The organism is Paenibacillus sp. FSL H8-0079 (genome assembly GCF_037991315.1).
Lineage (GTDB): Bacteria > Bacillota > Bacilli > Paenibacillales > Paenibacillaceae > Paenibacillus.
In genome coordinates this window covers 685319-709725 of sequence record NZ_CP150300.1, presented here as the reverse complement: position 1 = coordinate 709725, position 24407 = coordinate 685319, and the positions used below count along the sequence as shown (strand labels likewise).

The 24407-nt window shown below is 48.1% G+C and carries 22 protein-coding genes and 1 riboswitch; of the genes, 7 read left to right on the top strand and 15 right to left on the bottom strand.

The window, feature by feature from the left end; genetic code table 11:
* Positions 1-68 precede the first annotated feature (68 nt).
* From MHI06_RS03315 to MHI06_RS03285, 7 genes are all read right to left on the bottom strand, one after another.
* A complete protein-coding gene (locus tag MHI06_RS03315; protein WP_340400405.1) occupies positions 69-1391 on the bottom strand; it encodes a stalk domain-containing protein in 1323 nt (440 codons plus the stop codon).
* 201 nt (positions 1392-1592) lie between these two features.
* Entirely contained in the window at positions 1593-1883 is a 291-nt protein-coding gene (locus MHI06_RS03310; RefSeq protein WP_340400404.1) for a hypothetical protein, read from the bottom strand.
* Positions 1884-2112: 229 nt separating this feature from the next.
* Positions 2113-2985, bottom strand: a complete 873-nt coding sequence (locus MHI06_RS03305) for an inositol monophosphatase family protein (RefSeq protein ID WP_340400403.1) — start codon at positions 2983-2985, stop codon at positions 2113-2115.
* 98 nt (positions 2986-3083) lie between these two features.
* On the bottom strand, positions 3084-4085 hold the full coding sequence (gene uvsE / locus MHI06_RS03300) for a UV DNA damage repair endonuclease UvsE (RefSeq protein WP_340400402.1): 1002 nt from the start codon (positions 4083-4085) through the stop codon (positions 3084-3086).
* Positions 4086-4240: 155 nt separating this feature from the next.
* Positions 4241-4564: a hypothetical protein gene (locus MHI06_RS03295; protein ID WP_062837611.1), complete on the bottom strand. Its 324-nt coding sequence runs from the start codon at positions 4562-4564 to the stop codon at positions 4241-4243.
* Positions 4565-4594: 30 nt separating this feature from the next.
* On the bottom strand, positions 4595-5695 hold the full coding sequence (locus tag MHI06_RS03290; RefSeq protein ID WP_340400401.1) for a D-alanine--D-alanine ligase: 1101 nt from the start codon (positions 5693-5695) through the stop codon (positions 4595-4597).
* 137 nt (positions 5696-5832) lie between these two features.
* A complete protein-coding gene (locus MHI06_RS03285; RefSeq protein WP_340402045.1) occupies positions 5833-6837 on the bottom strand; it encodes an amidase domain-containing protein in 1005 nt (334 codons plus the stop codon).
* 377 nt (positions 6838-7214) lie between these two features.
* Here MHI06_RS03285 and acnA point away from each other — a divergent pair, with 377 nt between their 5' ends.
* Positions 7215-9929, top strand: coding sequence for an aconitate hydratase AcnA (gene acnA / locus MHI06_RS03280; RefSeq protein ID WP_340400400.1), 2715 nt, complete (start codon positions 7215-7217; stop codon positions 9927-9929).
* A gap of 107 nt (positions 9930-10036) precedes the next feature.
* On the opposite strand, the gene MHI06_RS03275 is transcribed toward acnA, so the two are convergent.
* The 6 genes from MHI06_RS03275 to MHI06_RS03250 all read right to left on the bottom strand — a co-directional run bounded on the left by MHI06_RS03275 (position 10037) and on the right by MHI06_RS03250 (position 14350).
* Positions 10037-10351: a hypothetical protein gene (locus MHI06_RS03275; protein ID WP_340400399.1), complete on the bottom strand. Its 315-nt coding sequence runs from the start codon at positions 10349-10351 to the stop codon at positions 10037-10039.
* 35 nt (positions 10352-10386) lie between these two features.
* Positions 10387-10785 carry a hypothetical protein gene (locus tag MHI06_RS03270; RefSeq protein WP_340400398.1) on the bottom strand — a complete coding sequence of 133 codons (399 nt, stop codon included), beginning with the start codon at positions 10783-10785 and terminating at the stop codon, positions 10387-10389.
* Positions 10786-11021: 236 nt separating this feature from the next.
* Complete coding sequence (locus MHI06_RS03265; RefSeq protein WP_340400397.1) at positions 11022-11582, bottom strand: VanZ family protein; 561 nt, start codon at positions 11580-11582, stop codon at positions 11022-11024.
* 28 nt (positions 11583-11610) lie between these two features.
* A complete protein-coding gene (locus MHI06_RS03260) occupies positions 11611-12474 on the bottom strand; it encodes a M15 family metallopeptidase (protein WP_340400396.1) in 864 nt (287 codons plus the stop codon).
* A gap of 99 nt (positions 12475-12573) precedes the next feature.
* Entirely contained in the window at positions 12574-13662 is a 1089-nt protein-coding gene (locus MHI06_RS03255) for a HAMP domain-containing sensor histidine kinase (protein WP_340400395.1), read from the bottom strand.
* A complete protein-coding gene (locus MHI06_RS03250) occupies positions 13655-14350 on the bottom strand; it encodes a response regulator transcription factor (RefSeq protein WP_307415030.1) in 696 nt (231 codons plus the stop codon). The genes MHI06_RS03255 and MHI06_RS03250 overlap by 8 nt, the downstream gene beginning before the upstream one ends.
* An 84-nt stretch (positions 14351-14434) precedes the next feature.
* Here MHI06_RS03250 and MHI06_RS03245 point away from each other — a divergent pair, with 84 nt between their 5' ends.
* The 5 genes from MHI06_RS03245 to MHI06_RS03225 all read left to right on the top strand — a co-directional run bounded on the left by MHI06_RS03245 (position 14435) and on the right by MHI06_RS03225 (position 19321).
* The gene (locus MHI06_RS03245) at positions 14435-15385 is read left to right on the top strand and encodes a YafY family protein (RefSeq protein WP_340400394.1); all 951 of its coding nucleotides are present in this window, start codon (positions 14435-14437) and stop codon (positions 15383-15385) included.
* A 73-nt stretch (positions 15386-15458) separates the two neighbouring features.
* On the top strand, positions 15459-16277 hold the full coding sequence (locus MHI06_RS03240; RefSeq protein WP_340400393.1) for a zinc ribbon domain-containing protein: 819 nt from the start codon (positions 15459-15461) through the stop codon (positions 16275-16277).
* A gap of 333 nt (positions 16278-16610) precedes the next feature.
* Entirely contained in the window at positions 16611-17789 is a 1179-nt protein-coding gene (locus MHI06_RS03235; protein WP_340400392.1) for an IS110 family transposase, read from the top strand.
* 491 nt (positions 17790-18280) lie between these two features.
* Complete coding sequence (locus MHI06_RS03230) at positions 18281-18448, top strand: hypothetical protein (RefSeq protein WP_017690769.1); 168 nt, start codon at positions 18281-18283, stop codon at positions 18446-18448.
* Positions 18449-18625: 177 nt separating this feature from the next.
* Positions 18626-19321, top strand: coding sequence for an aspartate/glutamate racemase family protein (locus MHI06_RS03225; protein WP_340400391.1), 696 nt, complete (start codon positions 18626-18628; stop codon positions 19319-19321).
* Positions 19322-19657: 336 nt separating this feature from the next.
* On the opposite strand, the gene thiC is transcribed toward MHI06_RS03225, so the two are convergent.
* Together thiC and MHI06_RS03215 are read right to left on the bottom strand one after the other, a co-directional pair.
* Positions 19658-21442 (bottom strand): phosphomethylpyrimidine synthase ThiC, encoded by a 1785-nt coding sequence (gene thiC, locus MHI06_RS03220; RefSeq protein ID WP_340402044.1) that lies wholly within the window; start codon positions 21440-21442, stop codon positions 19658-19660.
* A 422-nt stretch (positions 21443-21864) separates the two neighbouring features.
* A riboswitch (TPP riboswitch) is annotated at positions 21865-21978 on the bottom strand.
* A gap of 148 nt (positions 21979-22126) precedes the next feature.
* Positions 22127-22870, bottom strand: a complete 744-nt coding sequence (locus MHI06_RS03215; RefSeq protein WP_017690772.1) for an IclR family transcriptional regulator — start codon at positions 22868-22870, stop codon at positions 22127-22129.
* Between the two features lie 359 nt (positions 22871-23229).
* Here MHI06_RS03215 and MHI06_RS03210 point away from each other — a divergent pair, with 359 nt between their 5' ends.
* Positions 23230-24255: an alpha/beta hydrolase gene (locus MHI06_RS03210; protein ID WP_169482755.1), complete on the top strand. Its 1026-nt coding sequence runs from the start codon at positions 23230-23232 to the stop codon at positions 24253-24255.
* Positions 24256-24407: the final 152 nt, after the last annotated feature.

The window sequence follows — 24407 nt, the reverse complement described above, 5'->3', positions numbered from 1 at the left end:
AACGCCTTGAACAGATCAAGGAATTCTGGCTAATGAATAACATATTATGTTAGAGCACGAAATGCATTTTACGGATTAACAAAAACCGTTTTCAGCTTCGCTACATACTGCACGTCAAAGCCAAGACCTTCAGCTACCATCGCAAGCGGTACATATGTTTTGGACTCTTTGCCTACCTTGTTCAGGAAGGCAGGTGTATCCACAGTAACGGATGCTCCGTTGACCTTCACCGCATTGGCACCAATCGTCACGGCTACCTTACGGTCTCCGTATGTAATCGTTGCGGTTGAAGTTTTGTTATCCCACACGGTAGTAGCACCGACCGCGTTCACGATGTCCTGGATCGCCACAAAGTTTTTGCCGTTACGGATAATCGGTTTGTACGGTGTATTCAATGTTTTGCCACTCACAATAATGTTCATCGGCTCACCCGTCGCAGGTGCAGTCAGCTTGGTGTAGTCGCCCCAGATCGTTTTGGCAAATACTTCGGCAATGGCTGCATATCCGAATTGATTCGGGTGGAAATCACGATTTTTGATCATATGTGTCATGGTGCCTTCGCCGCCAACAAATTCCTTAGCCACGTGTGCGACTTTGACATCGGTACCCTGAGCAGTGAATTGTGCTGCAATACCATCAATAGTCTGTGTGAAACCTTGGGATGCCTCCATAAGTTTGGCATAGAGGGCCTTGCCCGCTACTTCTGGCATCGGTTGATACTGGTCAGCGATGACAATTTTAGCTGTCGGGTTAATCTCATGGATATCATTAATCGTTGCACTGATATTGGCTGTGTAGGTTGCGAGTAATTCTTTTACTTTCTCTTGGAGCTCCTGATCACTCAGTTTGTCTGCTGTACCGAGCAACTCCGATACATCATTCCCCCCAATGGTGATTGCAACCAGATTCGCCTGCGCTATACTCTCGCGAATTGCAGCAGTATTGGCTCCAATCTGTCCCGCTCTTGGATCGGGAAGACTGGGTTGAATGGCTTCAGAAGTTAGTGTCTTGCCATCCTTAATTGCAGTGGTGAAGTTTTTCAGGCCACTGGTTTTCAATCCAGCAATCCCATAGTTGTCCACCTGTGTACGTCCATGCAGCAATCCCTGCTCCTGCAAACGCTCTACATAACCATAAGGCAGCTCTTTTGTGTTGGGCTCATAACCTACGGTAATAGAGTCTCCCAATGTAACGATGCGGAACTCCTTCGTTACGGCAACGGCATCTTTCTTGGCAGTCAGTGATGCCTCGTTAGTACCCGCAGGCAATCCGCCAGTCTTAACGTCTGCAGCATGTGCAGGCAATGCAGACGATGTGAAGAGCAGCATCCCTGCCAGCATGCTGGCCGTTAAGCCTGCAGCTGTATTTTCCCATATACGTTTACGCTTCATTCGGGGTAACACTCCTTCTTCTAATCTATAATTACACTATTGTATAGTACATTGGTCATTCCAATGACATCGGTTCGTGTTACTCTATTCTATCATTTTAAAGTAGGCGTTGTCCTCTCTGCTAGAAGCACGCATGAAATAACAGACTCCCTGATGGGGAGCCTGTTATTGGTTAAGCTCAGCTATGACGTTCAGTGATAATTAAGATTGCGGCTTATCCGGGTCTTTAGAATTCGAATGATCCATGTCGCTCTCCAGTTTGTTCCCGGTAGTTCGCTCCAGATAGCGATCATAACGATCGTCCACTTCACGTGCCAACTTCCGGTACTTTAACGTTTCCTCGACGATTGGATCACGTTCCGTCTGAATCCGCACTTCATATTTGGGAGGAATCAGCTGGCGTTCACGCTGATCGGTGTCGCCGGACTCTTCCATGTCCCCTTCCGTCAGCATATCACTGAGCCGTCGTTCCAGTTCTTTGGATTCATCCATTGTTTTCGCTCCTTTAATTAAAGTCATACCTGCGTTACCTATACTATTGTACTTTCACTTCGTGTACAGAATCATCTTTCGATCGCTGTTATCCCCTGATTTCTTTGATTCCCTTTTCCAAGGGAGAAATCCGGTGATAAAGGCGAGCGCTCCGCTTCTTCAGATGCTTTCTGTCCCCTCCGTTAATGTACAATTACAGGTTATTAAAGCATGGATGAGTTGAATAAACTCACTCCAAACCCGTAGCCTTCGCTTCCTTCAGCACACCCGTCAGTGCATCATGGATTTTACCATTGCTGGCAACGACATGATTCACAGACAGTTGATAAGGCGTTCCGATGGTATCGGTCACCTTACCGCCAGATTCTTCAACCAGCAGCGCACCTGCGGCAATATCCCACGGTTTCAATCCGACTTCAGTGTAGGCGCTGAGACGTCCTGCGGCCACATATGCCAGATGAAGGGCGGCAGATCCGCCTGCACGCAAGTTACGAACTTGCGGAGCAAGAGCCTGCACAGCAGCCATATTCAGTGGCAATGCAAAGGTTGTGTCTGCCGGAAATCCAACCGCAATCAGGCTCTGAGCCAGTTCCTTTTCACCAGATACAAGCATCCGGTTTCCGTGGACATAAGCTCCTTTCCCTTTTTCCGCAACAAACAGTTCATCACGGGAAGGGTCGTATATTACGCCGACAATGACTTCACCATGGTGAGCCAATGCGATGGACACCGAATAAAACGGGAATCCGTGTACAAAGTTCGTTGTTCCATCCACCGGATCAACAATCCAGAGGAACTCTTCTTCCTCTGCCTCTTTCAGTGCTTTTGCCGAAGCTTCCGGTCCCGGTTCGACGCCTTCTTCACCCAGAATGGCATGGTGGGGAAAATGCGTAAGAATCAGGCGGCGGATCATCTGCTCCGCTCCTTTATCCACTTCAGTCACCAGATCCTGGGGTGAATATTTGGTTCCAGGTTCAGTTACCGTCCCAAGACGGCTTTTGATCCATTCTCCAGCTTTGGAAGCTGCATTAATGGCAACGGCAGTATAGCTTTTGCTTGTCACGACATAAGGTATCTTTTCCTTCTCATTCAAAGCGTTCACTCTACTTTCTATATCAATCTACGAAAAGTTGAAATTCTTGTTAAAAGTATACGCCCGACAGGTCGTAAAGTTTCTCGTTGCCCAGGCCCCTTTTGGCACTACGGATGAATGATGACGGTAGACTCGTCCACCCACTCCACACCCTCTTCGTGATAGAATGCCAGCTTCTGCATCAGTTGCACAAGTGCCTCATCTTTGCGTTTAGCCTCGATCATCACGTCCAGCCTTGGGGTATCTGCTGCGATATGACGCAAGAAGTCGAGCACAGGCTCTACCTCTACACCATCAGCATGACCTCGCAGATCCTTCTCGCTCTTCGGACTGGACACATGAATTTTGGGTGGTAATGGCTGATCAGCTGGTGAGTCTGCCTGCGCGAGCGATGACTCCCAAGTCTTCAGGATATCAGGCCATAGATCCCATGGCTGTTCACCCTCATTATTGACCCACTGGTGATGAATATCCAGCACCATGGGCAATCCCAAATGCTGGCTTACAGCGAGTGTCTCGGCCGCATTGAACGTTTTGTCATCATTTTCGAGTGTCAGTCGCTCCTGGATGTCCCGATCCAGCTTCAAAAAGTTTTCTTCAAAACGAAGCGCCGCCGAAGGCTTGTCCCCGTATGCACCACCAATATGTATATTGTTCTTGGCAGTGGCATTCAGACCCATGGCATCCAGCATCCGAACATGATGACGAAGGTCGCGAATCGAGTTGTGCAGAACTTGCTCGCGGGGTGTACTAAGTACGGTAAAATGATCCGGATGAAAGGACACACGCATATGATTCTCCTTCACAAAATCACCAATGGCCGCAAAGTCCTGCTTCAGTGCCGGAAACGGGTCCCAATCATTCAAATCCTCGTGTGTTGCCAGTGGAATCAATTTGGAAGAGAAGCGATATACATGAATATGGCTGCCCTTGTTGTGCCGGAGCAATCGTAGTGTATTGTGCAGGTTCTCGGCTGCAATCCGTTCGAGCTTGCGGATGGCTGCTTCCCTGTCATCGATTTTATTAAAACTGGACATGGTCATGGTCCGGGAAGGTGAGGCATTCTCAACAAGCACGGACATCGCCACATAACCAAAACGTACAAGCATGAATTTCTTCCTCTCTGTTAGGGCGGAAAACCTGCTCGGCATATTCAACCGTCAGGATGTACCGTCACTGTATATAACCAAGTTTTACCCTAAAAGAGTGACCATAATCGTATTTTCGCAAATCAGCCAATCTGACCCACACTCACAATCAATAACTATTCCTGAGCCTGCTCTCCAAAGAACATCTCATCCGCAAGTGCGGTCTGGATACGTGATTCTTCCTCGGTCAACTTGCGGATCAGTTGCATCTCCACTTCGGTTACCTCTTGCCCCTGGAAGTTGATTTCTGCAATGGAAACCACGATCTTCACGATGGCTACAGCCACGTTATCCGGTGTATAAGCAATGACTTTCTGGCCGGTAGGAAATACCCGGAAGCCCTGTTTAACCATTTTTCCGCGACCGTATTCAAGCAGTTCGAATAACTCTTGCTCACTCTTGAATTTGCATACGGAATTGAATTCAGTCTGAAATCCCATGCATACCCCTCCTGATCTTGTCGTCTCAGGCTACGCCTGTACGCCGTTCTCGTAATTCAGTGCCTGCTTGCGGTTGTAACGCTCCAGTGCCAGCTCAATCATGCGATCCAGCAGCTCTGCATAAGATACACCTGTCTCGCGCCACAGAAGTGGATACATGCTATACGGTGTGAAACCAGGCATGGTGTTTACTTCATTAATAAGTAATGCGCCGTCATTTTTCCGAATGAAGAAGTCTGCACGGGAGATGCCGTTACCTTCAATCGCACGGAATGCCTGCAATGCGGCTTCGCGAATGCGATCTGCGGCCTCAGGGTCCAGTGGAGCCGGAATCAGCATCTGTGATTGACCATCAATATACTTGGCTGCATAGTCATAGTACTCACCTGAGGATACGATCTCGCCTGGAACGGAAGCCATTGGCTCGTCATTGCCAAGAACGCTGACCTCAACCTCGCGTGCTTCAACGAACTCCTCAATGACCACCTTCGTATCATACCGAAGTGCGAACTCGACAGCTGTCTTCAGTTCATCACGGTTACGCGCTTTGGAGATGCCTACGCTGGAGCCCAGATTAGCCGGTTTGATAAAACAAGGATATCCCAGCTGATCTTCGACCTGTACGATCATTTCGTGCTCGGTCTGTTTCCATTGTGTCGCATTAAAATACGTAAAGGCACATTGGTCAATGCCAGCCTGTGCAAACAGCTTCTTCATGACCACTTTGTCCATGCCACCAGCCGAAGCGAGTACACCTGCACCTACATATGGCATATCCGCCATCTCGAACATGCCCTGAATGGTACCATCTTCTCCAAACGTACCATGCAGCAGAGGGAACATAACGTCCAGCGCTTCCGCTCCGCCATACAAACGGCCAAACAGTGCGTTCAGTGCATCCTGAGTTCCGCCTGCCGATTGCTCCAGCTTCAAACCTTCAATCTGCGCGAACGGCGCATGCATGACAGGTCCTTTTTTCCACGTACCCTGCTTGGAGATATAAAAAGGAACCAATTCATACTTCTCATAATCAAATGCGTTCGTTACAGCAAACGCCGTTTGCAGCGAAACCTCATGCTCGCCCGATTTTCCGCCGTACACGACGCCTACTTTTAATTTATCCATACTCATGCGTAACCTCCGATTATCTGTGCCTGATGCTGTCATCCTTGCATGCTCAGCACCCTTGTTATTCTGCTTGCGTTACCTGATCTTATTTTACACGGAACTGGATGTCTACGTCACCGCATCCCGAAAATCTTTCGTCATCAAAACTCATCTGCAACATGAAAAAGCCGGTATACCGTCCGCTCCGTCCAAGCGTATGAATCCCGGTAATCCCAATATCGGTGACGGCTGCTAACCGTATGTGCGTTAACAAGAGGCATACCACCCGCATCAAACGCGGTTACAACGGTGCTATGCTGAAATCGCCCATCTCCGTCCCAATCATAGAGAATAACATCTCCCAGCATCAGCTGCTCCGGACGATCTACGACTGTCGCAGTCAGACCCCAGCTGCTGCCTGATAAATAACGCTCCAGACTATTGGAGACTGCCCAGCTGTAACTCCACATTTCGGAGCCATTCACATACCCTTTATACCACCAACCAGCTTCTCTTCTACCAGTATAGTGGATGGGTGCGCCCCCTGCAAAGAGACATTGGGACACGTAATTGGTGCAATCCACATCAAATTCCTCAAAGGCGGGATTCCCCGCATTCCACCAGCGATCCGCATAGGCAACCGCCAGATCCCTGCGATATGCTTGCTGACGTGAGCTTCTGCCTTGACCCAAAACTTCCCGATTCAGCAGCGGCCGATTCATCGCCTGTACAAAATCGGCCTGTTGAAACGGACGTCCTTCCCCAGCGGGGCGACGCTCCGGCACTTCTCGCTCGACCCGTCCAATGATCCATCCACCACTCTGCCGCAGAAAGGTTAACCGCTCCCGCTCAATCCGGTCCTCCCGGTGGGTGATCCCGCTCTTCTCGTAGAACAGTCTGCTGTACAATTGTACATCCACCACCGCTTCTTCCTGTCCATCCATAAGCGTACGCACAAGCTTGGCGCTCGTCTCGCTGCGAAGAGGCACGGCGCGCCGCTTACGGTACCATTCGTCCAGCCTTGCCATACGCTCTCCCCGTTCCACCACGAAGTCAGGATCAGTAACGATCCGTTCGCTGGTCTGTGGACGGTAGTCGATTTCACAGCGATTGTACTGGTTCACGTAAGTATATAAGGCACTCTTCCATTCCCGTTCCAAGCCTATGTCCCCCTTTGGCATGAGTTCTGTCTGGAATATTTCATTGCATATATAAACTCCTACTATTCATATGAGAGGGTCTTCGGTTGTATGTACATAGCTCGGGATGAAGACTCTAAATTCGGCAAATACAGGTGCATGATATATCTTATTCCTTCTCGCTTCACGAAAACGCCTTCATTGGTTCAAAAGCTTGATTGAACAGGTAAAAAGCCCTTTACGTACGAAGGTGAAAACGGTATACTTAAAACTAAAGTTATGATTATGAAATTACGTTTCACCTGATGAAACTAACGAACGAGAACACGGAACGATGAAGGCCTGTTCTTCACCTAAATGAACGTTTTCTTCATCTCACCGACACATTCCAAGGAGGTACATGTATGTCAGCAAAGAATCATTTCTCCGCCGCTCGCAGTCTTGAGGTTGGAGGCAAGTCTTACCGCTACTACAGTCTCGATGCTCTTCAAGAAGGCGGCCACGGCGATCTTTCCAGGCTCCCTTTCTCCATTAAAGTGTTGCTTGAAGCAGCAATTCGTCAATTCGACGGACGTGCCATTACCGAAGAACACGTGAAACAACTGACCGGCTGGGCAGATGGCCGTGACAATAACAAGGAAATTCCATTCATCCCTGCACGTATCGTTCTGCAGGATTTCACCGGTGTACCGGTTGTCGTTGACCTCGCTGCAATGCGTGATACCGTGAAAAAAGCAGGCGGCGACCCGAAACAAATCAACCCGCTCGTACCCGTCGATCTCGTTATCGACCACTCCGTCATGGTTGATGCATTCGGTACCAACGATGCACTTGATTATAATATCCAAGTCGAGTTCGAGCGTAATGAAGAGCGTTACCGCTTCTTGCGTTGGGCACAAACGGCATTCAACAACTTCCGTGCAGTTCCACCATCCACAGGGATCGTTCACCAGGTTAACCTGGAGTATCTGGCTTCCGTGGCAGCGACAAAAACCGTGGACGGCGAGACCGTTGTATTCCCGGATTCCCTTGTAGGTACAGACTCCCATACCACCATGATCAACGGACTTGGCGTTGTTGGTTGGGGTGTTGGTGGAATCGAGGCCGAAGCAGGCATGCTGGGCCAACCGCTTTATTTTGTAACACCAGACGTTATCGGTTTTAAACTGACAGGCAGCCTGAGCGAAGGCGCAACAGCAACGGATCTGGCACTCACCGTTACCCAATTGCTTCGTAAAAAAGGCGTTGTTGGTAAATTCGTTGAGTTCTATGGACCAGGTCTTGCCAACATCGGTCTGGCTGACCGTGCAACAGTAGCCAACATGGCACCTGAGTACGGCGCTACCATCGGTTTCTTCCCTGTCGATAGTGAAACATTGAACTATCTGCGCAGCACGGGTCGTCCTGACGAACAGGTAGAATTGGTTGAAGCTTACTACAAAGCTCAAGGCATGTTCCGTACTTCCAGCACCGTTGATCCTGAATTTACAGATGTGATTGAACTGGATCTCGGCTCTGTTGTACCAAGTCTTGCAGGACCAAAACGTCCACAAGATCGCATCGAGCTGACACAAATGAAAGAAAGCTTCAACAGCATCATCCGCACACCTGTAGATAAAGGCGGCTACGGGCTGAGCGATGAGAAAATTGAACAAAGCGTACCTGCGAAGCACCCGAACGGTTCCAACAGTGAACTGAAAGCAGGCGCTGTTGTGATCGCTGCGATCACAAGTTGTACGAACACTTCGAATCCAAGCGTTATGGTCGGAGCGGGACTGCTGGCGAAAAAAGCAGTTGAACGCGGCCTGACCAAACCAGGATATGTGAAAAGCAGTCTGACACCAGGTTCCCTTGTTGTTACGGAGTATCTGGAAAAAGCAGGCCTGAACACGTATCTCGACAAACTCGGATTCAACGTTGCCGGCTACGGTTGTGCAACATGCATCGGTAACTCCGGCCCACTGCCGGACGAAGTGAGCGAAGCTATTGCTGATAACGATATGACCGTAGCGGCTGTATTGTCCGGTAACCGTAACTTCGAAGGCCGTGTGCATGCACAGGTTAAAGCCAACTACCTGGCATCACCACCACTCGTTGTGGCATATGCACTTGCGGGTACAGTGAATATTGACTTTGAAACCGATCCAATCGGTTATGATACTAACAATGAGCCTGTGTTCCTGAAAGACCTCTGGCCTACCTCCGAGGAAATCAAGGATACCATCGCTAGTTCCCTGAACGCTCAGATGTTCCGCAACAAGTACGAGAACGTATTTACAGCTAATGAGCGTTGGAATTCAATTTCTGTACCGGAAGGTGAATTGTACGAGTGGGATCCGAACTCCACGTACATTCAGAATCCTCCGTTCTTCCAAGAGCTTGGCGACACGTTGAACGATATCGCAGATATCCGTTCTGCACGCGTTATGGCATTGCTTGCGGATTCCGTAACTACGGACCACATCTCGCCAGCAGGTAATATTGCAGCATCCAGCCCGGCTGGACTGTACCTGAAAGAGCATGGCGTAGAACGCAAGGACTTCAACTCCTACGGTTCACGCCGTGGTAACCATGAAGTGATGATGCGTGGTACATTCGCCAACATTCGTATTCGTAACCAGGTGGCTCCGGGCACCGAGGGTGGTATTACGAAGTACCTGCCAACCGACGAAGAAATGTCCATCTACGATGCTTCCATGAAGTATCAGGATGAAGGACAGAACCTGATCGTTATCGCTGGTAAAGAGTATGGTACAGGAAGCTCCCGTGACTGGGCGGCAAAAGGAACATTCTTGCTCGGCGTCAAAGCTGTTATCGCAGAAAGCTTCGAGCGGATTCACCGTAGTAACCTGGTCGGCATGGGCGTAATGCCATTGCAATTCCAGGAAGGTCACGGCTGGTCCAGCCTTGGTTTGAACGGACGTGAAACGTATGACATTACTGGCCTCAGCAATGACGTGAAACCAGGACAAGAGTTGAAAGTAACCGTAACTCGTGAAGACGGTACACAGTTCGACTTCCCTGTTATCGCTCGTCTGGACAGCATGGTTGACGTGGATTACTACCATAACGGCGGTATCCTGCAAACCGTATTGCGTCAAATGATGAAAAAAGCTTAATGACATGAATCATTAATGTGATGAAGTTATACAAAAAGCTCCCTGCCACGTGCAATCAGCACGTGACGGGGAGCTTTTTGGCTTTGCTTTTCATAATCGGGATATGTTTAAAAATCAATCTTCAAGTCAACTTCCGAATCATCAGGTGGCTCAGCTATACGATATATACCTCTGCAGTTTAATTTCTCTACGTTAATCCAGTCTACAAACTCATCTCCTCCGTAGCATCTTACAAAAACGGCATATTCCAGCTCACCCTCATAATTAATGGACTCTGTGTATTCTGTGAATGGATGTTTCCCCTCTATACTCTGCAAAAAATCTGAAAATTCAATTCTCCACTCTTCCATCTTCTCTGCATATTGATCGGGGACATAATAGTAGAATCCATCTGGCGTATAATACGAAATTTTCATTATCATCTTGCAGACCTCCTATCAGCATGTCGGGTAACGGTCTAGAGTTTTAAGATCTCTATACCTTCTTTTAGAAATGATGAGACAAGCGTATGATATTCAATTCCATGTGCTAATTCCTCTTTGGTTTTATGTATCAGATAATAGGAATATTTCTGCATCAACTCATGCTCGTTTAACTCAATGGGAAGGTTAATAATCTCAACGTCTTCCGAATTAAAATGATACCGATACCCTCTTTCTGACCTTCCTACGTTCATCACTGTTTGGATGACCATTAATTCATCACGTGTGACACTATTTAATAAAGCTGATCTTCTCTTTTCCATACCAAGTATGATCTCTTCACCCTCTTGATCAATCTTAGCTTCAACAATTTCGCTTTCAATTTGTATAATGGCTTTCATTGTTCCTGCTAGTTCTTTAGCTAATGAATACAATGTATGTCCTCCTTTTTTGTAAGGAATAGGTACTAACGCATCATCTCTACTCTACCTCATTTGCGATGCTACTCGCAAAGTTCACTGATTCTATCCTAAATATTACACCTTACGAAACAGCAAAAAAACTCCCCGTAACGTGCAATCTGCACAGTGATGGAGAGCCTTTGGTTTCAGTATGTGTGTGTTCTCCGTTGCTTCAAGGCCAACTTCCTTTTAATGCCCAATGCCATTTCTTACACGTGACTTTCCTTAGAATTCAACTTCTTCGTTGTCACGCGGGATTCTCCTCCCACCAGCACCTTTTTCAGACCCATAGCCATAGTGAAAACAATATATCCAATCAAGCCGCCGAGTGTATTAAGCATCAGATCATCCACATCGAATATGCCCATGCCAGTCACTAACTGTGTCACTTCATAGCCCAGACTGAGCAGCAGCGACAGCAAGAGTACCTTTACGCCAGAGAATAACTTGTTGCCCGTCAATACAGGAATGAAGATGCCCAGTGGGATAAAGGCCAGTATATTGCCTACCAGATGGATTGCGGTGCCCGGACGATGTAACGACAGACTGTTCCAGTCTCGTGAGATTTCCTGAAACGGTGTCAGGTTGACGGTTCGCGTATGGATCAGATCAGGTTGTTGCAAGAACGCCATAAGTCGATCCTTCACGATGCCAAAATCGACCGGGCTCCCTTTGAACAGGATTAGCTTAGTAAGTAGATATAAATAGATAATGAAAACGGCAATCCAAAGGATGTAATGTTTGGTTTTCTTCTGGTTGTTGTGCTTCATGTTGTTTTGCCTCCCTTGCGTTGCCTTGTTATTTCTTTACGGTGACAATGACGCCATCCATGTTATCTCCCGATATTTCAGTGTGGCCTTGCTCAGGTATGTAAACGGTCGTATCTTGGGTGACCCTATAATAGCGGATGTGATACTCCTCACCCTCTACTTCCACAGTAATGTTCTCTTTCTCTTTTAGCAAATCCAGATACTGTTCCAGCACCAGATTATTTTTATACATGACAGCACTGTGCGGCAGCCCTACATATCGAAAGTGCCATGGTTCATACTGTATACCCGTGATGCGCACTTTATCCTTTGGGTAACGCAAAATAAATCCGTATTTCCATGCATTCTTCTCCAGCCAAGCACCCTCTGGTGCTTCATTCATGGCAGCCAAGCTTGAACCAACATCCAGGGATAAGCCGAGATTGTGCTCACTGTGACCCGCAGGAAGTGCGTAGTCTGAACCCTTTTCACGATAAAGCTCGTCCTGCTTCGCAAAGTCCCTGTAACCACTACTAATGAGGAAATATCGGACTCCCTCTTCGCCTGCTGCTTCAACCATCTTCCGAAACTCCTGCGCGACTTGCCGGGATAACATGATTTTCTGATTCAGTATTCCATAACCACGAAGTAGCTCATCCTCATGTGCCACATATACAATATCGGATTTAACCCCTTCCGGGTGAACGGGGTATTGCTTATCAACCAGTAACAAGTTGCCCTTGTGTACCTGATCCTGAATGTTTCCGGTGACAGATACGGTATAACCTGCAGGATTTTCACGCGTATTCTGAATCTCGATCGGCAACTCATTCTTCTGCTGAAGCCCTCCCGGTGATTGCGTAACGATATATCCGATCAAAATGATACATATCAAAAAGCCCCACTTCTTCATGCTTGTTCCTCCTTTTACCTCATACATCAAGGATAGACAACACAAGTTAAAGAAAAAGCAGGGCAATTTTAAAGTTTTTCTTAAATTTGACGTCGAACCTTATTGGAATACGGGCAAACGAACTTCGAATAACGTCCTTACCACATCGCTCTGAGCCGAGATCGTACCGTCATGCTGCTCCACAATATTGCGAGCGATAAACAGACCAAGGCCTGTCCCACCTTCCTGAGGGGTTCTGGCACGATCTCCGGTATAATACATATCGAAGATATGCGGCAATTCCTCCAGACGAATATGTCCACCATAGTTAATCACGTGAATGATGATCTGTTCTGTATCACGATATCCGTTAATATCCACGTACATGCCATCCTTGCCGTGCCGTGCAGCGTTAATTAGCAGATTCTCGAACACACGTGCCAGCAACTCGCCATCACCGGAGACCGTAAGGTCAGTGTCTATTTTTAATCGGGCGACTAGTTGGTTCTTTTCGAATACAGGATAGAGTTCTTCGTTCATCTGTTTTAGTAGCTCACTAAGATCCAGCTGTGTCTTGTTTATAGGCAACATGCCATAGTTCATGCGAGTAATTTCGAACAAATCATCAATCAGTTTCTCCAGACGCTGTGATTTGGTAAATGCAATTGCCGTAAAGTGCCTGACCTGCTCCTCCGTCAGTTGGTCATCCTTCATGAGCAGATCCAAATATCCAAGCACAGAGGTCAGCGGTGTTCGCAGGTCATGCGCCAGATTAACAACTAGCTGGTCCTTACTATTTTCAGCAAAATCCCCTCGTTCTACAGCTTCCTTCAGCTTCTCACTTGCCAGATTCACATCCTCCGCAATCGTACCTAACTCGTCCTTCGAGGAAATCTGCACACGATGCTGAAAGTCTCCACTGGCCAAATGCCTGATCCCTGTGGAAATGTCCTTGAAATACGTCGCGTAGGGTTTGGTAAACCAGAAGAAAAATAGAATGGCAAGAGGGATAAATAAGATCAGGAAGAAATAGATATCCCCGATACTTCTCATAAAATGACGATATTCAGCGAGCTGATCTTCTGCACGGACACCCGAATAATAGGCTTGCATAAGCTTATAAATCCCATAGGTAATTGCGCCAGAGGCAAGCATGCTTAACCCTAACAACATAATCATGGTTGTGCGAAAACTTCTTCGTTTAGTCATTAAACGTGTACCCCACACCCCAGATGGTTTTGATAAACTTGTTCTTGTTCACATCTTCTCCCAACTTTTTGCGCAGGGTGCGAATATGGACCATCACGGTATTACCACTCTCGTAATAGGCTTCTCCCCATACCTGTTCAAAAATATTTTCTGCACTGAACACCTGCTTGGGGTGGCTCGCGAGCAGATACAGAATGTCGAATTCCTTCGGTGTTAGTTCCACTGGTTTGCCGTAGAGTGTAACGCGATGTTGATCTGGCGTGATGATAAGCCCGCCCTTCTCCAGAATGGAGCGCTGAACAGGCGCAGACTGGCTGAATTGTAGGGAACGACGCAACTGGGAATTCACCCGGGCAACAAGCTCCATCGGATTGAATGGTTTGGTCATATAATCATCCGCGCCCATCACGAGTCCCGTAATTTTGTCCATATCTGACGTTTTGGCACTCAGGAAAATGATCGGTAAGTGATGCTGCTCCCGAATTTTACGAGTCACCTCATACCCGTCCATGCCAGGCATCATAATGTCCAGAATCGCTAAATCTATCGCTTGGGTCTGAACGGCTTGTACCGCCGCCTTCCCGTCAAAGGCCTTAACGGTGTGATATCCTTCTTTTTGTAAATGTAAAGCAACCAGATCAGCGATCTCAACTTCATCGTCTGCGATTAGAATCGTAATTCGCTTCATTGCTTATTCCACTCCTATGTGTGATGCTCAACAATATAACATATTTGAATCCAACAGATAAACCAATGAAAGGAATACATAGATATGAAACTTGAGCGTTTGTTAGCTATCGTGGTGTTACTAATCAATCGCGGACGAGTACAAGCCAAAGACTTGGCAGATACGTTCGAAGTATCGATTCGGACCATATATCGAGACATCGACACATTGGGACAAGCTGGCATTCCGGTGGTGACGTATCAGGGGGCAAGCGGTGGGATTGGTCTGGCAGAAGGATACCGTCTGGATCGAAACGTATTAACAGACAAGGACCTCGCGTCCATCGTCACTGCACTGCGCAGCGTATCCACCTCCCATGCCAATGCGGCGCGTGAGCTTCTGGTCGAAAAACTCAGCAGTATCGTGCCTGAAGCCAAGAATGATGATTTTCAGGCCAATACCAATCGTTTCATCGTTGATTATTCAACCTGGACGCATCCCGAAGCCCTACAAATCAAGCTTCAGCTTATCGAACAGGGCATGGATCAATTACGCCCCGTCACCTTTACCTACTGCAGTGCGGAAGGTACCCGGACTCACCGAACTGCCGATCCTCATACCATCGTGCTTAAAAAGCATTCCTGGTACCTGTATGCCTTTTGCCACGAGCGGAATCAATTTCGCATGTTCAAACTCGTACGCATGCAAGATGTCACACTTGCTGATGAGCGCTTCGAGCGTAAAGTAATCAACCCACAGGACAGACCCTGGCAGCAGGAATGGACTCGTACATGCAATCAGGCTGGGTTAACCTTGAAATTCCATGCTCGCGTCCGTCATATTGCGGAAGAATGGTTTGGGATCGAGAACGTCATGCCTGATGGGACTGGGTATTATATCAGCCAGGTTGCTTTTCCAGAGGATGCGTGGTTATATGGGTTCATTCTGGGCTTCGGCGCAGATGTTGAGGTATTGGAACCTCAGCATATTCGAGACGAGATCTGCCGTATCGCCGAGCAAATTGTACAAAATTATATACCTCCGACTCAAACCTGACAGACAGCTGTCCAGTTCCTCCCCGTATACTTCAGATATATTCAATCTGTACATATACAAGGAGGAACTAATCATGAACGTCACTGTATGTCAAAGCTGCGGCATGCCGCTCACAACCCCTGCCCAATTCGGAACGGAAGCAGATGGAAGCACAACCCGCGAATACTGTATTTATTGTTACAAAGAGGGAAAATTCGAGCAGCCCGGTATTTCACTCGAAAGCATGACGGAGATGTGCACTGCCATTCTGAAGGACGAGGGCATGGATGAAGAATCGGCTCGTTCGATGCTGCGTAACCAGCTTCCTTTTTTGAAACGTTGGCGCACAAATACAACGGATCAGCATGCAAATTCTCTGACGGAGAACTCAGCTGCTGCTACTCATCCGGGTCAGGTAACAACAGATCATTCGTTCTCTGCCCAGCCCGTTCGTTATGTCACGCTCCCCGGCAAACGTCTTGCCGGCGTATCCGCCCGCACAACCAACGCCATTGAGATCAGTGGCAAAGGCTATATTCAGGGACTCTGGAACAATTATTTTGCCTCAGAGCACCTCCCTGCACCTGAAGTTGCTCGCTATGGCTGTTACGCAGATTACACCCATGGCATTACTGGAGAGTACACCATACTAGTGGGGCATGAGGTCAGCTCTGATGAAACATTACCTGAAGGATTGAATGACATTCTGTTCCCTCCTGCAACTTACGCCGTATTCACTTCCAGAAAAGGACCGATGGCAGAGGTTGTTGGCGAAGCTTGGGGCGCCGTGTGGGCATGGGATAAACAAAGCGATCGTACGTTCACCGGGGATTTTGAATTATATGATGAACGCAGCCTGAATCCCGAAAGTGTACAAGTGGATATATACATCGCTGTTCGCCAAACTAGATAAAGAGTAAGATATACATCTCAGACAGAATCAAAGTTAATTCGCATCCTTCTTCATATCACATCAGCTGCCGAGTTTGCTCGGCAGTTTTTCGTATTATCAGGTTAGCCAGTAATTACTGGTTGGCCTTTTTTTGTGGTCGTTTTACGATGGGGGGAGCCGGGAGAACGTGGCGGCTTTAGGGGCTTGGACCTCGTAACAAAAACAGTTCTCCCACGACCTCCAAAAGACCATGTTTGGGCTGGTAGGGGCAGTTGACCCCGTATAACAAGCGAAGCTATGGGTTTGGAACCATCGTGGAAAGGACCGGCGAAACGAAAGATAAGGAGTGAGGACATGGAACCTGTTGTCGGTGTAGATGTCGCTAAAGGTTCAAGTGTGGTACAGGCATTTCGAAAACGAAATGAGCCCGTTGGTAAAGCAGTAGTCATTGCGCATGGAGCGAGTGGGTTCGAACAATTTACGGAGATGTTAGGCGCGCTTCAAGTCGAAACAGGTGTTGCTCCAGTGGTCGTTTTGGAAGCGACGGGACATTATCATCGTGCTTTGGTATCCTGTCTAAATCGGAGTGGCTACACCTACTACATTGTGAATCCCTTGCAATCCAAGCGAGCCAAGGGAACGCAGTTACGCAAAGTTAAAACAGATGCTGCAGATGCTTGGCATCTGGCAGAGATGTACTATCGCGGCGACGTGAAGCCGCATCGAAATTGGGATGAGATGTTTACAGAGCTACAGCATTTGACTCGGCAGCATGAGTTTGTCACGGGAATCTTTGTGCAGGCGAAGCTGAACAGCAGAGCCTTGCTGGAGCAAGTGTTTCCGGCGTATGAGCAGATATTTTACAATGTGTTTTCAACAACATCATTGACGGTGCTGTCTCATTGTTTGGAGGGAAGTGTGACGAATTGGAATGAAGTCATTCAGGGAAATTCGGGACGATCCCATTCCAAGAGATGGGTCAATGAAAAAGCCAAAAAACTGGAGGCAATAGTGGGTGAATGGGGAGAAACTCGGCGTAGCCCATCTCAAAGCAAGGCACTGCTCGGAATGGTCTCTTTATTATTGACGATGATCCGACAGCTGGAGGAGCTTGAAAAGCAAATGGAGGACATGGCGAAAGGTCTGCCCGAGGTTGAACTGGTGAAAAGTATTCCGGGGATTGGAACGAAACTGGCCGCAGCCATTGTAGCTGAACTAGGTGATGTAAAACAGTTTAGTGATGCGAAGCAACTTGTGGCGTTTGCAGGCCTTGACCCAGGGATTTTCAGTTCGGGAAAGTTCACAGCGACCAGTACACGAATCACGAAAAGAGGCTCGAAAAGGCTTAGACGTTCACTGTATTTAGCGGTGCAATGCGGAATGCGAAAGAATGCCAATGCAAGAATCCGGTCGTACTACGATAAAAAAAGAAAAGAGGGCAAGCCCTGCAAGGTGGCCGTAATTGCCTGCGCGAACAAGCTGTTGCATCACATTTTCGCCATCTTGCAGAAGAGCCAGCCCTACCAAGTGTAATCCATATTTAACCAAAACCTCCATAGCCGTGGAGGTTATTCGTGTTGGTCGGAAAAAGTATATCACGAAAAGAGAACTCATCCAACCAGAAATGCTTGACAAACATTAGCTGGTTTTTGTTATATCCGGAACTACATTACCATCGAAACAACCCGACCATGGTACCAAGTTAGTTAGCATGCTTTGCATCATTCAACCAGACAATATGCCTCATATGCGGGTACCATTGACTTCCTTAAAATTGGGACTATTCACATAACAACCAATTCGATCCTCCCATATCAAACCTCTCATATCAGGTCCTTTCCTCCTGAATTTCCCTAAAAACGTTTACATCTCCTTAAAACCGGGTAAAATCACTACAATCCAATTGGAATTACATTCTAAAGTCATCTATTTCGTCTAACAAGTCATATGTACCTATATGCGCACCTGGCAATATCACCAGTCGAAATACATAATTCAAAAAATGCATCAAAGGAGGAACCAAGATGATCCGCATGCCTATTCAGCAAATGATCCCGTACCACCACCAATATCCGCGCAACACGGCGACCACTGCTCCTAAAAAGGAGAATGAGAACACTCAAGGTCTATCCTTTCATGAAATTTTACAGCAAAAAATGGCGAAGAAGAATGCTTCTCCTTCCCTTCGATAAAATGGACACCTGACCGTATTCGAGTCCGGTTATCAACCGTCTTTCCGCAGCTTGGCGGAATGGCGGTTATTGGCGTTGAGCAATAAACGACTGTACAGTCCTCAGTCATGTTTCTATAATGGTTTAAATATCTACGAGATCCATGACATATCCGAACTGTAAAAGGGGACTTATCACATGATCACCATTGGTTGTTTTCACGCTCATTATTCCAACATCGCATTGATTGAAGAGACGCTTGCTCAATATGATATAGAATTGGTCCATTACGTCGATCCAGGTCTGGATCGTCTTAAACATGATGCTGACTTTTCCGATGCCGTTATTCATGAGAAGGTAGCCCAGACGCTCCAATGGATCGCTGAGTGTCATGCCGATGCCATTCTGGTCACTTGCACCCTATTTGCGACAGTATTGGAGCAGGAAGCCAAACAGGTCCCCGTGCCGGTGATTGGCATAGATGATCCGCTATTGCAGGAAATGCGGAGAGTACCGGGAGAGTTCATCATCGTGTTCACCAACCCGGCAACCGTTGAAGGAACGATGGCACGGGTGAATCAGGCGTTACAGCAACAGCATGAGGATGAGAGTGGGCAATTACACGTTGCCAAGGTATCTCAGACGGAAGCGGTGTGCATCCCTGGGACATTTGAGTTGATTATGCGTGGAGATCAGAAAGGGTACCTCGAAGCGGTACGTGAAGGCTTACAACAGATTGCTGAACAGTATCCCGGTAAAAGGCTAGTTGCAGCCCAGCTCTCTATGGCTCCCGCAGCTGCACAGGTTACGTTAGACACGGGAATTGCGATTCATAGCCCGCTGGCATTGCTTGCGGCGTATTTGGAGAAGAATTTGGGCTTGGCTCCGCAATGAAATCACTTACTGACTAACACCATTCATTAACGAGGTGAACTAATATGCGTTTCCTCTATATTATTGTACTGTTTATAGTGGGTTTTGCCTGCTCTGCATTTCTATATGGAGGAGCTCCTAAACTCAGTGACGCCCTCCTATTTGTTATCGCAGGCATTCTGTATAAGATATGGACCCAGAACAATCATAAAGCTAATTCTGAAGAACATGGAGAGCACTAGCCTAGTTTAAAATAAACTCATGTCACAGAATCAAAAAAGCCGTTCTTCTCTGCAATGACAGAGAGAGACGGCTTTATCTCTATTTCAGACTGCCCAGCTTACGCTGTAGTGACGCCTAGGAACGTGTTCGATATTCCTCGGCCTTTTCCTGCATGCCCGCTGCTACAGCCTCATGATCAGACAATCCTTTGTCCGCGGCAAAGGCACGAATGTCCTGCGTAATGCGCATGCTACAGAACTTCGGTCCGCACATGGAGCAGAAATGAGCTTCCTTGGCCCCTTCTGCTGGCAGCGTCTCATCATGGTAGGACAGCGCACGTTCCGGATCCAGCGACAGATTGAACTGGTCACGCCAACGGAATTCGAAGCGTGCCTTGGACAATGCGTCATCGCGGCGTTGAGCACGTGGATGACCTTTTGCCAGATCGGCGGCATGAGCTGCGATCTTGTAGGCGATAACTCCTTCCCGCACATCATCCTTGTTGGGCAGGCCCAAATGTTCTTTTGGCGTAACATAACAGAGCATGGACGTGCCGAACCAGCCAATCATGGCCGCCCCAATGGCGGACGTGATGTGATCGTACCCTGGCGCAATGTCGGTCGTTAGCGGCCCAAGTGTGTAGAAGGGTGCTTCTTTACAGATCTCCATCTGCAAGTCCACATTCTCCTTGATCTTATGCATCGGCACATGCCCCGGACCTTCGATCATCACCTGTACATCATGCTTCCACGCGATCTGCGTCAGTTCCCCAAGCGTAGCCAGTTCCGCCATCTGTGCTTCATCGTTGGCATCGTAGATACTACCTGGACGGAGTCCATCTCCCAGTGAAAATGCCACATCATACCTTTTCATAATCTCGCAGATTTCTTCAAAATGGGTGTACAAAAAATTCTCCTGATGATGCGCAAGGCACCATGCCGCCATAATGGACCCGCCTCGAGACACAATGCCTGTCATTCGCTTGGCGGTCATCGGGATATAACGTAGCAGCACGCCTGCATGAATCGTAAAGTAGTCCACGCCCTGCTCTGCCTGCTCAATGAGCGTGTCACGGTACAACTCCCAGGTCAGCGCTTCCGCTTCGCCATTCACCTTCTCCAGCGCCTGATACAGCGGCACCGTGCCAATCGGCACAGGTGAATTGCGGATGATCCATTCCCGGGTGGTATGAATGTCTTTGCCTGTGGACAGATCCATCACGGTATCCGATCCCCAGCGTACCGCCCAAGTCATCTTCTCCACCTCTTCCTCAATGGAGGAAGATACGGCAGAGTTACCTATGTTGGCATTGATCTTCACGTGAAAATGACGACCGATCAACATCGGCTCACTCTCTGGATGATTGATGTTCGATGGCAGAATGGCCCGTCCACTCGCCAGCTCCTGCCGCACAAATTCCGGTTCCACGCCTTCACGAATTGCGGCGAATTCCATCTCTGCCGTAATGACTCCCTGCCTCGCGTAGTGCATCTGGGTCACGCAACGTCCGATCTGTGCCCGCAGCGGTTTGCCGCGTAATCCAGGGTACTCCTCGGCTCCCGCTCTCTTCCCACCAGCCTTCAGTCCGTTATCCTCCGGTTTAACTGTGCGTCCCTGATAAGCCTCGACATCGCCCCGCTCTGTGATCCAGCGAGTGCGCAGGGATGGCAGACCTGCACGGATATCCACATGAAATGCGGGATCGGTCATCGGGCCGCTCGTATCGTAGACACGCAGCGGTTCGTTATGCTCCACCCCTTGGGGAGTATTCGTGTCATGAAGGGCTATCTCACGCTCCGGTACAGCAATGTCCGGCCGTGAGCCCTGAATGTAGACTTTGCGGCTACCGGGAAAGGGCTGAACCCGTCCGGCCGCTCCTATTTCTTTTTCCACCGGCTGACCATTATGTTCCTGTTCCATCGCTTGTTGTCCCGTTTGATTTCCTGTACTCATGTTCCCTTGTCTCCTCCTTAGTGTACATTCGCTTGGTTTGGTTGGTATCATCATTAGCTTGGTTACGTACCTGTTCCAAATCATGCGCAATGCAGAGAAGAAAGAGCGATCCTACACCAGACCAGAGGAGACATCATTCATGTACAGTTAACAACAGAACGGAGGTTACCACAGATCATGGATCTATGGTGACTTCTCTCTTCATCCAAGCCCACTTTCGCAGATTATTGAAAAAGAAGTCCCTGGAGTACGTGCTATATCGCCTGTTCCCTGTATATAAAAAAGCCGGTCCCCGAAGGAACCGACTTTTAATGTCCAACACCAATAATGCACCTTTATGCAGCTCCTTAACGGAGCTCTACAAGGGTCACATCATGTGGTGGTTGTGGTCATATCGCCGATTACTTCCCTACGCTGGTATGATCCAGATCAGGTGCAAAGGGTCCGGAATCTCATGCGATTCCGTCTCAGTCCGGACAATTCGGACTCCCCCAGTAACGTTAACAAGTTACGGCATACACACGCCGCAGTTCATATTCAATGAAGCTGGCCCCGCTGGGCCGTCCATAACAGAGTAGCGCAACCGGAACATAAAAACAACCTTTATATTCCAAATGACCAACTCCATTGGAGAAAAACCTTACCTCAACATCAGGATAACATGAGTCCCATTTGCGTAGCTGCATCCTTCAACACAGGTGCGTATTCATGCAATGTCTCCTGCGAGAGTCGACTGACAGGCCCTGAGACCGAGAGGGCAGCTGCAATATTACCTCTACGATCCATAATCGGTACCGATACTGCGGCAGCTCCCGGCTCACGTTCCTCGTAACTCGTGGCATATCCGTTATCCCGGATGTCTCCCATCTGTGCCAAATACACCGCCGGATCAATAAACACCGGCCATTCTGGTCCGTTCATCAGTTCTTCACGATCCTCGTCCGTGGCAAAAGCCATCAAGACTTTGCTGGAAGCCCCGACAGACAACGGGAGTCTAACGCCTACGGGAGCGACACGGCGGATCGCCTGATCACTTTGCACAGCCTGAATACGAATCCGTTCACTGCCATCACGCAGGTACAGACTTACCGTCTCCCCCAATCGATCTCTCAGTCGCTCCATCGCAGGCAGCAGTAGAATAGCCGGATCATCACTTCGGGACATATGAGCGGATAACTCCCATATTCGGATGCCAAGTCGGTACTTCTCCGTTGCCGCATCCCGGATGACAAACCCTCGATCCTCCAGCGTCGCCATCAGGCGGTGCACTGTACTTTTGTGCAAGCCAATCTGGCTGGCAATCTCGGTGAGTCCAAGATCACTGCGTGTGGTAAAACATAATAATATATCCAGCGCCCGTTCCACAGCCCGGACGGTTAACTTTCGATCTTCCATGGCATAATGCCCTCCTCATGTTTCATCACATGAAACTTGGTTACATAAATTATATGAGAAACGGTCTCATCTGTAAACCAAAAAGAGCCAATACCCGAAGAGGTTATAGTGTAAATTTTTCCTTTTTATAAGACTTAATCCCCTGTAATTTACACACTAAGGTAATGTTACCCATATATCTTAAGAACTATATAACAATTGCGTAACAAATGCCCTCAATCAATTGACTTTGACTATATTGGAACATACGATAAAGATACATTACATTAAGATATCGCTCTGAAGCAGGCTCTGAAATAGACGCAATTCTCTTTTCATGTCGTTGTTATCTTCAACTGAACTTCAAAGGAGGGGCATTCATGTATCCAACATCCCAGAGCGAAGCCCCGCTGCAAACAAAAGTGTCCGATCTGCCCTCTTCGCTATCACCGAGGCTGATTCGGTTCAAACATATTATCGTAGCGTTGCTGCTCTCCGTTGTATTTTTTCTACTGTTTTGTTTTATTGCACTGCATGGTTATATCGCATGGGTATTATCCAATCCAACGGTAGCACCCGTCTTCTCCAATCCGATGCAAGCCAAGAACATGAAGTATGAAGACATCACGTTCCCGGCAGCAGATGGCAGTCGAACGATGCAAGGATGGTATATTCCTGCTGACAATGCCGCGAGCAAAACGATTATTTTCAGTCACGGCTATGGTGCCAATCGTGAAGAAACATGGGTACCCATGTATGACCTGGCACATTATGCCCATCAACTCGGGTTCAACGTGGTCATGTTCGATTATGGCTTCGCCTCACAGGTGAACAAAGCTGTAGCCACAGGTGGCAAAGCTGAGTCACAGCAATTGCTGGGCGCGATCCAGTTCGCCAAGCAACGTGGTGCACAGGAACTGGTTGTCTGGGGCTTCTCGATGGGTGCCGGTACAGCGTTACAAACGGGACTTATTACGAAGGAAGTGGATGCAATGATTCTGGACAGTGCGTTCCTGCTGGAGCCAGATACGCTGTACCACAACATTCACAACCAGATCGATCTTCCGCGTCAGCCTACACTGGAGATTATGAAACTGTTGTTCCCTGTTCTGAATGGTACCGGATTGCAACAGATCCCTTATCAGGAAGTGAAAAAAGAGGACTATCCGTTCCCGATCTTCTTCATTCATGGTACGGAGGACGAGAAGGCACCTTACCCGATTGCAGAGCAGCTCGCTGCCAATCAGACTAATCCGTACTCGGATGTATGGATTGTCCAGGACGCGCATCATGAACTTATTTTCCGGGAGCATCCGAAAGAATACCTTCGTCGTGTCTCTACATTCCTGAGTCATGTAACGAAGACAAGCAGTGACGATGTGCAAAACACGAATAGTGGACAATAACCAAATTTCAATCATCGAACTTTTCGTTAATTCCAGAGCCCTCAGGGGCTCTTTTTTTTTTGCACTCATAGGACAACAGACTATCGGAATATACTCTTGGGACGCATGAACAGACGGTCTGAACGCATAGATCATTTGTCGGATTAGGTTAC

Excerpts from the sequence above, each read along its gene's own strand:
- MHI06_RS03315 (WP_340400405.1), bottom strand. The coding sequence starts at position 1,391 with ATGAAGCGTAAACGTATATGGGAAAATACAGCTGCAGGCTTAACGGCC.
- uvsE (WP_340400402.1), bottom strand. The coding sequence starts at position 4,085 with ATGCTTGTACGTTTTGGTTATGTGGCGATGTCCGTGCTTGTTGAGAAT.
- acnA (WP_340400400.1), top strand. The coding sequence starts at position 7,215 with ATGTCAGCAAAGAATCATTTCTCCGCCGCTCGCAGTCTTGAGGTTGGA.
- MHI06_RS03210 (WP_169482755.1), top strand. The coding sequence starts at position 23,230 with ATGTATCCAACATCCCAGAGCGAAGCCCCGCTGCAAACAAAAGTGTCC.
- MHI06_RS03275 (WP_340400399.1), bottom strand. The coding sequence starts at position 10,351 with ATGATAATGAAAATTTCGTATTATACGCCAGATGGATTCTACTATTAT.
- MHI06_RS03235 (WP_340400392.1), top strand. The coding sequence starts at position 16,611 with ATGGAACCTGTTGTCGGTGTAGATGTCGCTAAAGGTTCAAGTGTGGTA.
- MHI06_RS03240 (WP_340400393.1), top strand. The coding sequence starts at position 15,459 with ATGAACGTCACTGTATGTCAAAGCTGCGGCATGCCGCTCACAACCCCT.
- MHI06_RS03245 (WP_340400394.1), top strand. The coding sequence starts at position 14,435 with ATGAAACTTGAGCGTTTGTTAGCTATCGTGGTGTTACTAATCAATCGC.
- thiC (WP_340402044.1), bottom strand. The coding sequence starts at position 21,442 with ATGGAACAGGAACATAATGGTCAGCCGGTGGAAAAAGAAATAGGAGCG.
- MHI06_RS03250 (WP_307415030.1), bottom strand. The coding sequence starts at position 14,350 with ATGAAGCGAATTACGATTCTAATCGCAGACGATGAAGTTGAGATCGCT.
- MHI06_RS03295 (WP_062837611.1), bottom strand. The coding sequence starts at position 4,564 with ATGGGATTTCAGACTGAATTCAATTCCGTATGCAAATTCAAGAGTGAG.
- MHI06_RS03260 (WP_340400396.1), bottom strand. The coding sequence starts at position 12,474 with ATGAAGAAGTGGGGCTTTTTGATATGTATCATTTTGATCGGATATATC.
- MHI06_RS03215 (WP_017690772.1), bottom strand. The coding sequence starts at position 22,870 with ATGGAAGATCGAAAGTTAACCGTCCGGGCTGTGGAACGGGCGCTGGAT.
- MHI06_RS03225 (WP_340400391.1), top strand. The coding sequence starts at position 18,626 with ATGATCACCATTGGTTGTTTTCACGCTCATTATTCCAACATCGCATTG.
- MHI06_RS03290 (WP_340400401.1), bottom strand. The coding sequence starts at position 5,695 with ATGAGTATGGATAAATTAAAAGTAGGCGTCGTGTACGGCGGAAAATCG.
- MHI06_RS03255 (WP_340400395.1), bottom strand. The coding sequence starts at position 13,662 with ATGACTAAACGAAGAAGTTTTCGCACAACCATGATTATGTTGTTAGGG.
- MHI06_RS03310 (WP_340400404.1), bottom strand. The coding sequence starts at position 1,883 with ATGGATGAATCCAAAGAACTGGAACGACGGCTCAGTGATATGCTGACG.
- MHI06_RS03230 (WP_017690769.1), top strand. The coding sequence starts at position 18,281 with ATGATCCGCATGCCTATTCAGCAAATGATCCCGTACCACCACCAATAT.
- MHI06_RS03265 (WP_340400397.1), bottom strand. The coding sequence starts at position 11,582 with ATGAAGCACAACAACCAGAAGAAAACCAAACATTACATCCTTTGGATT.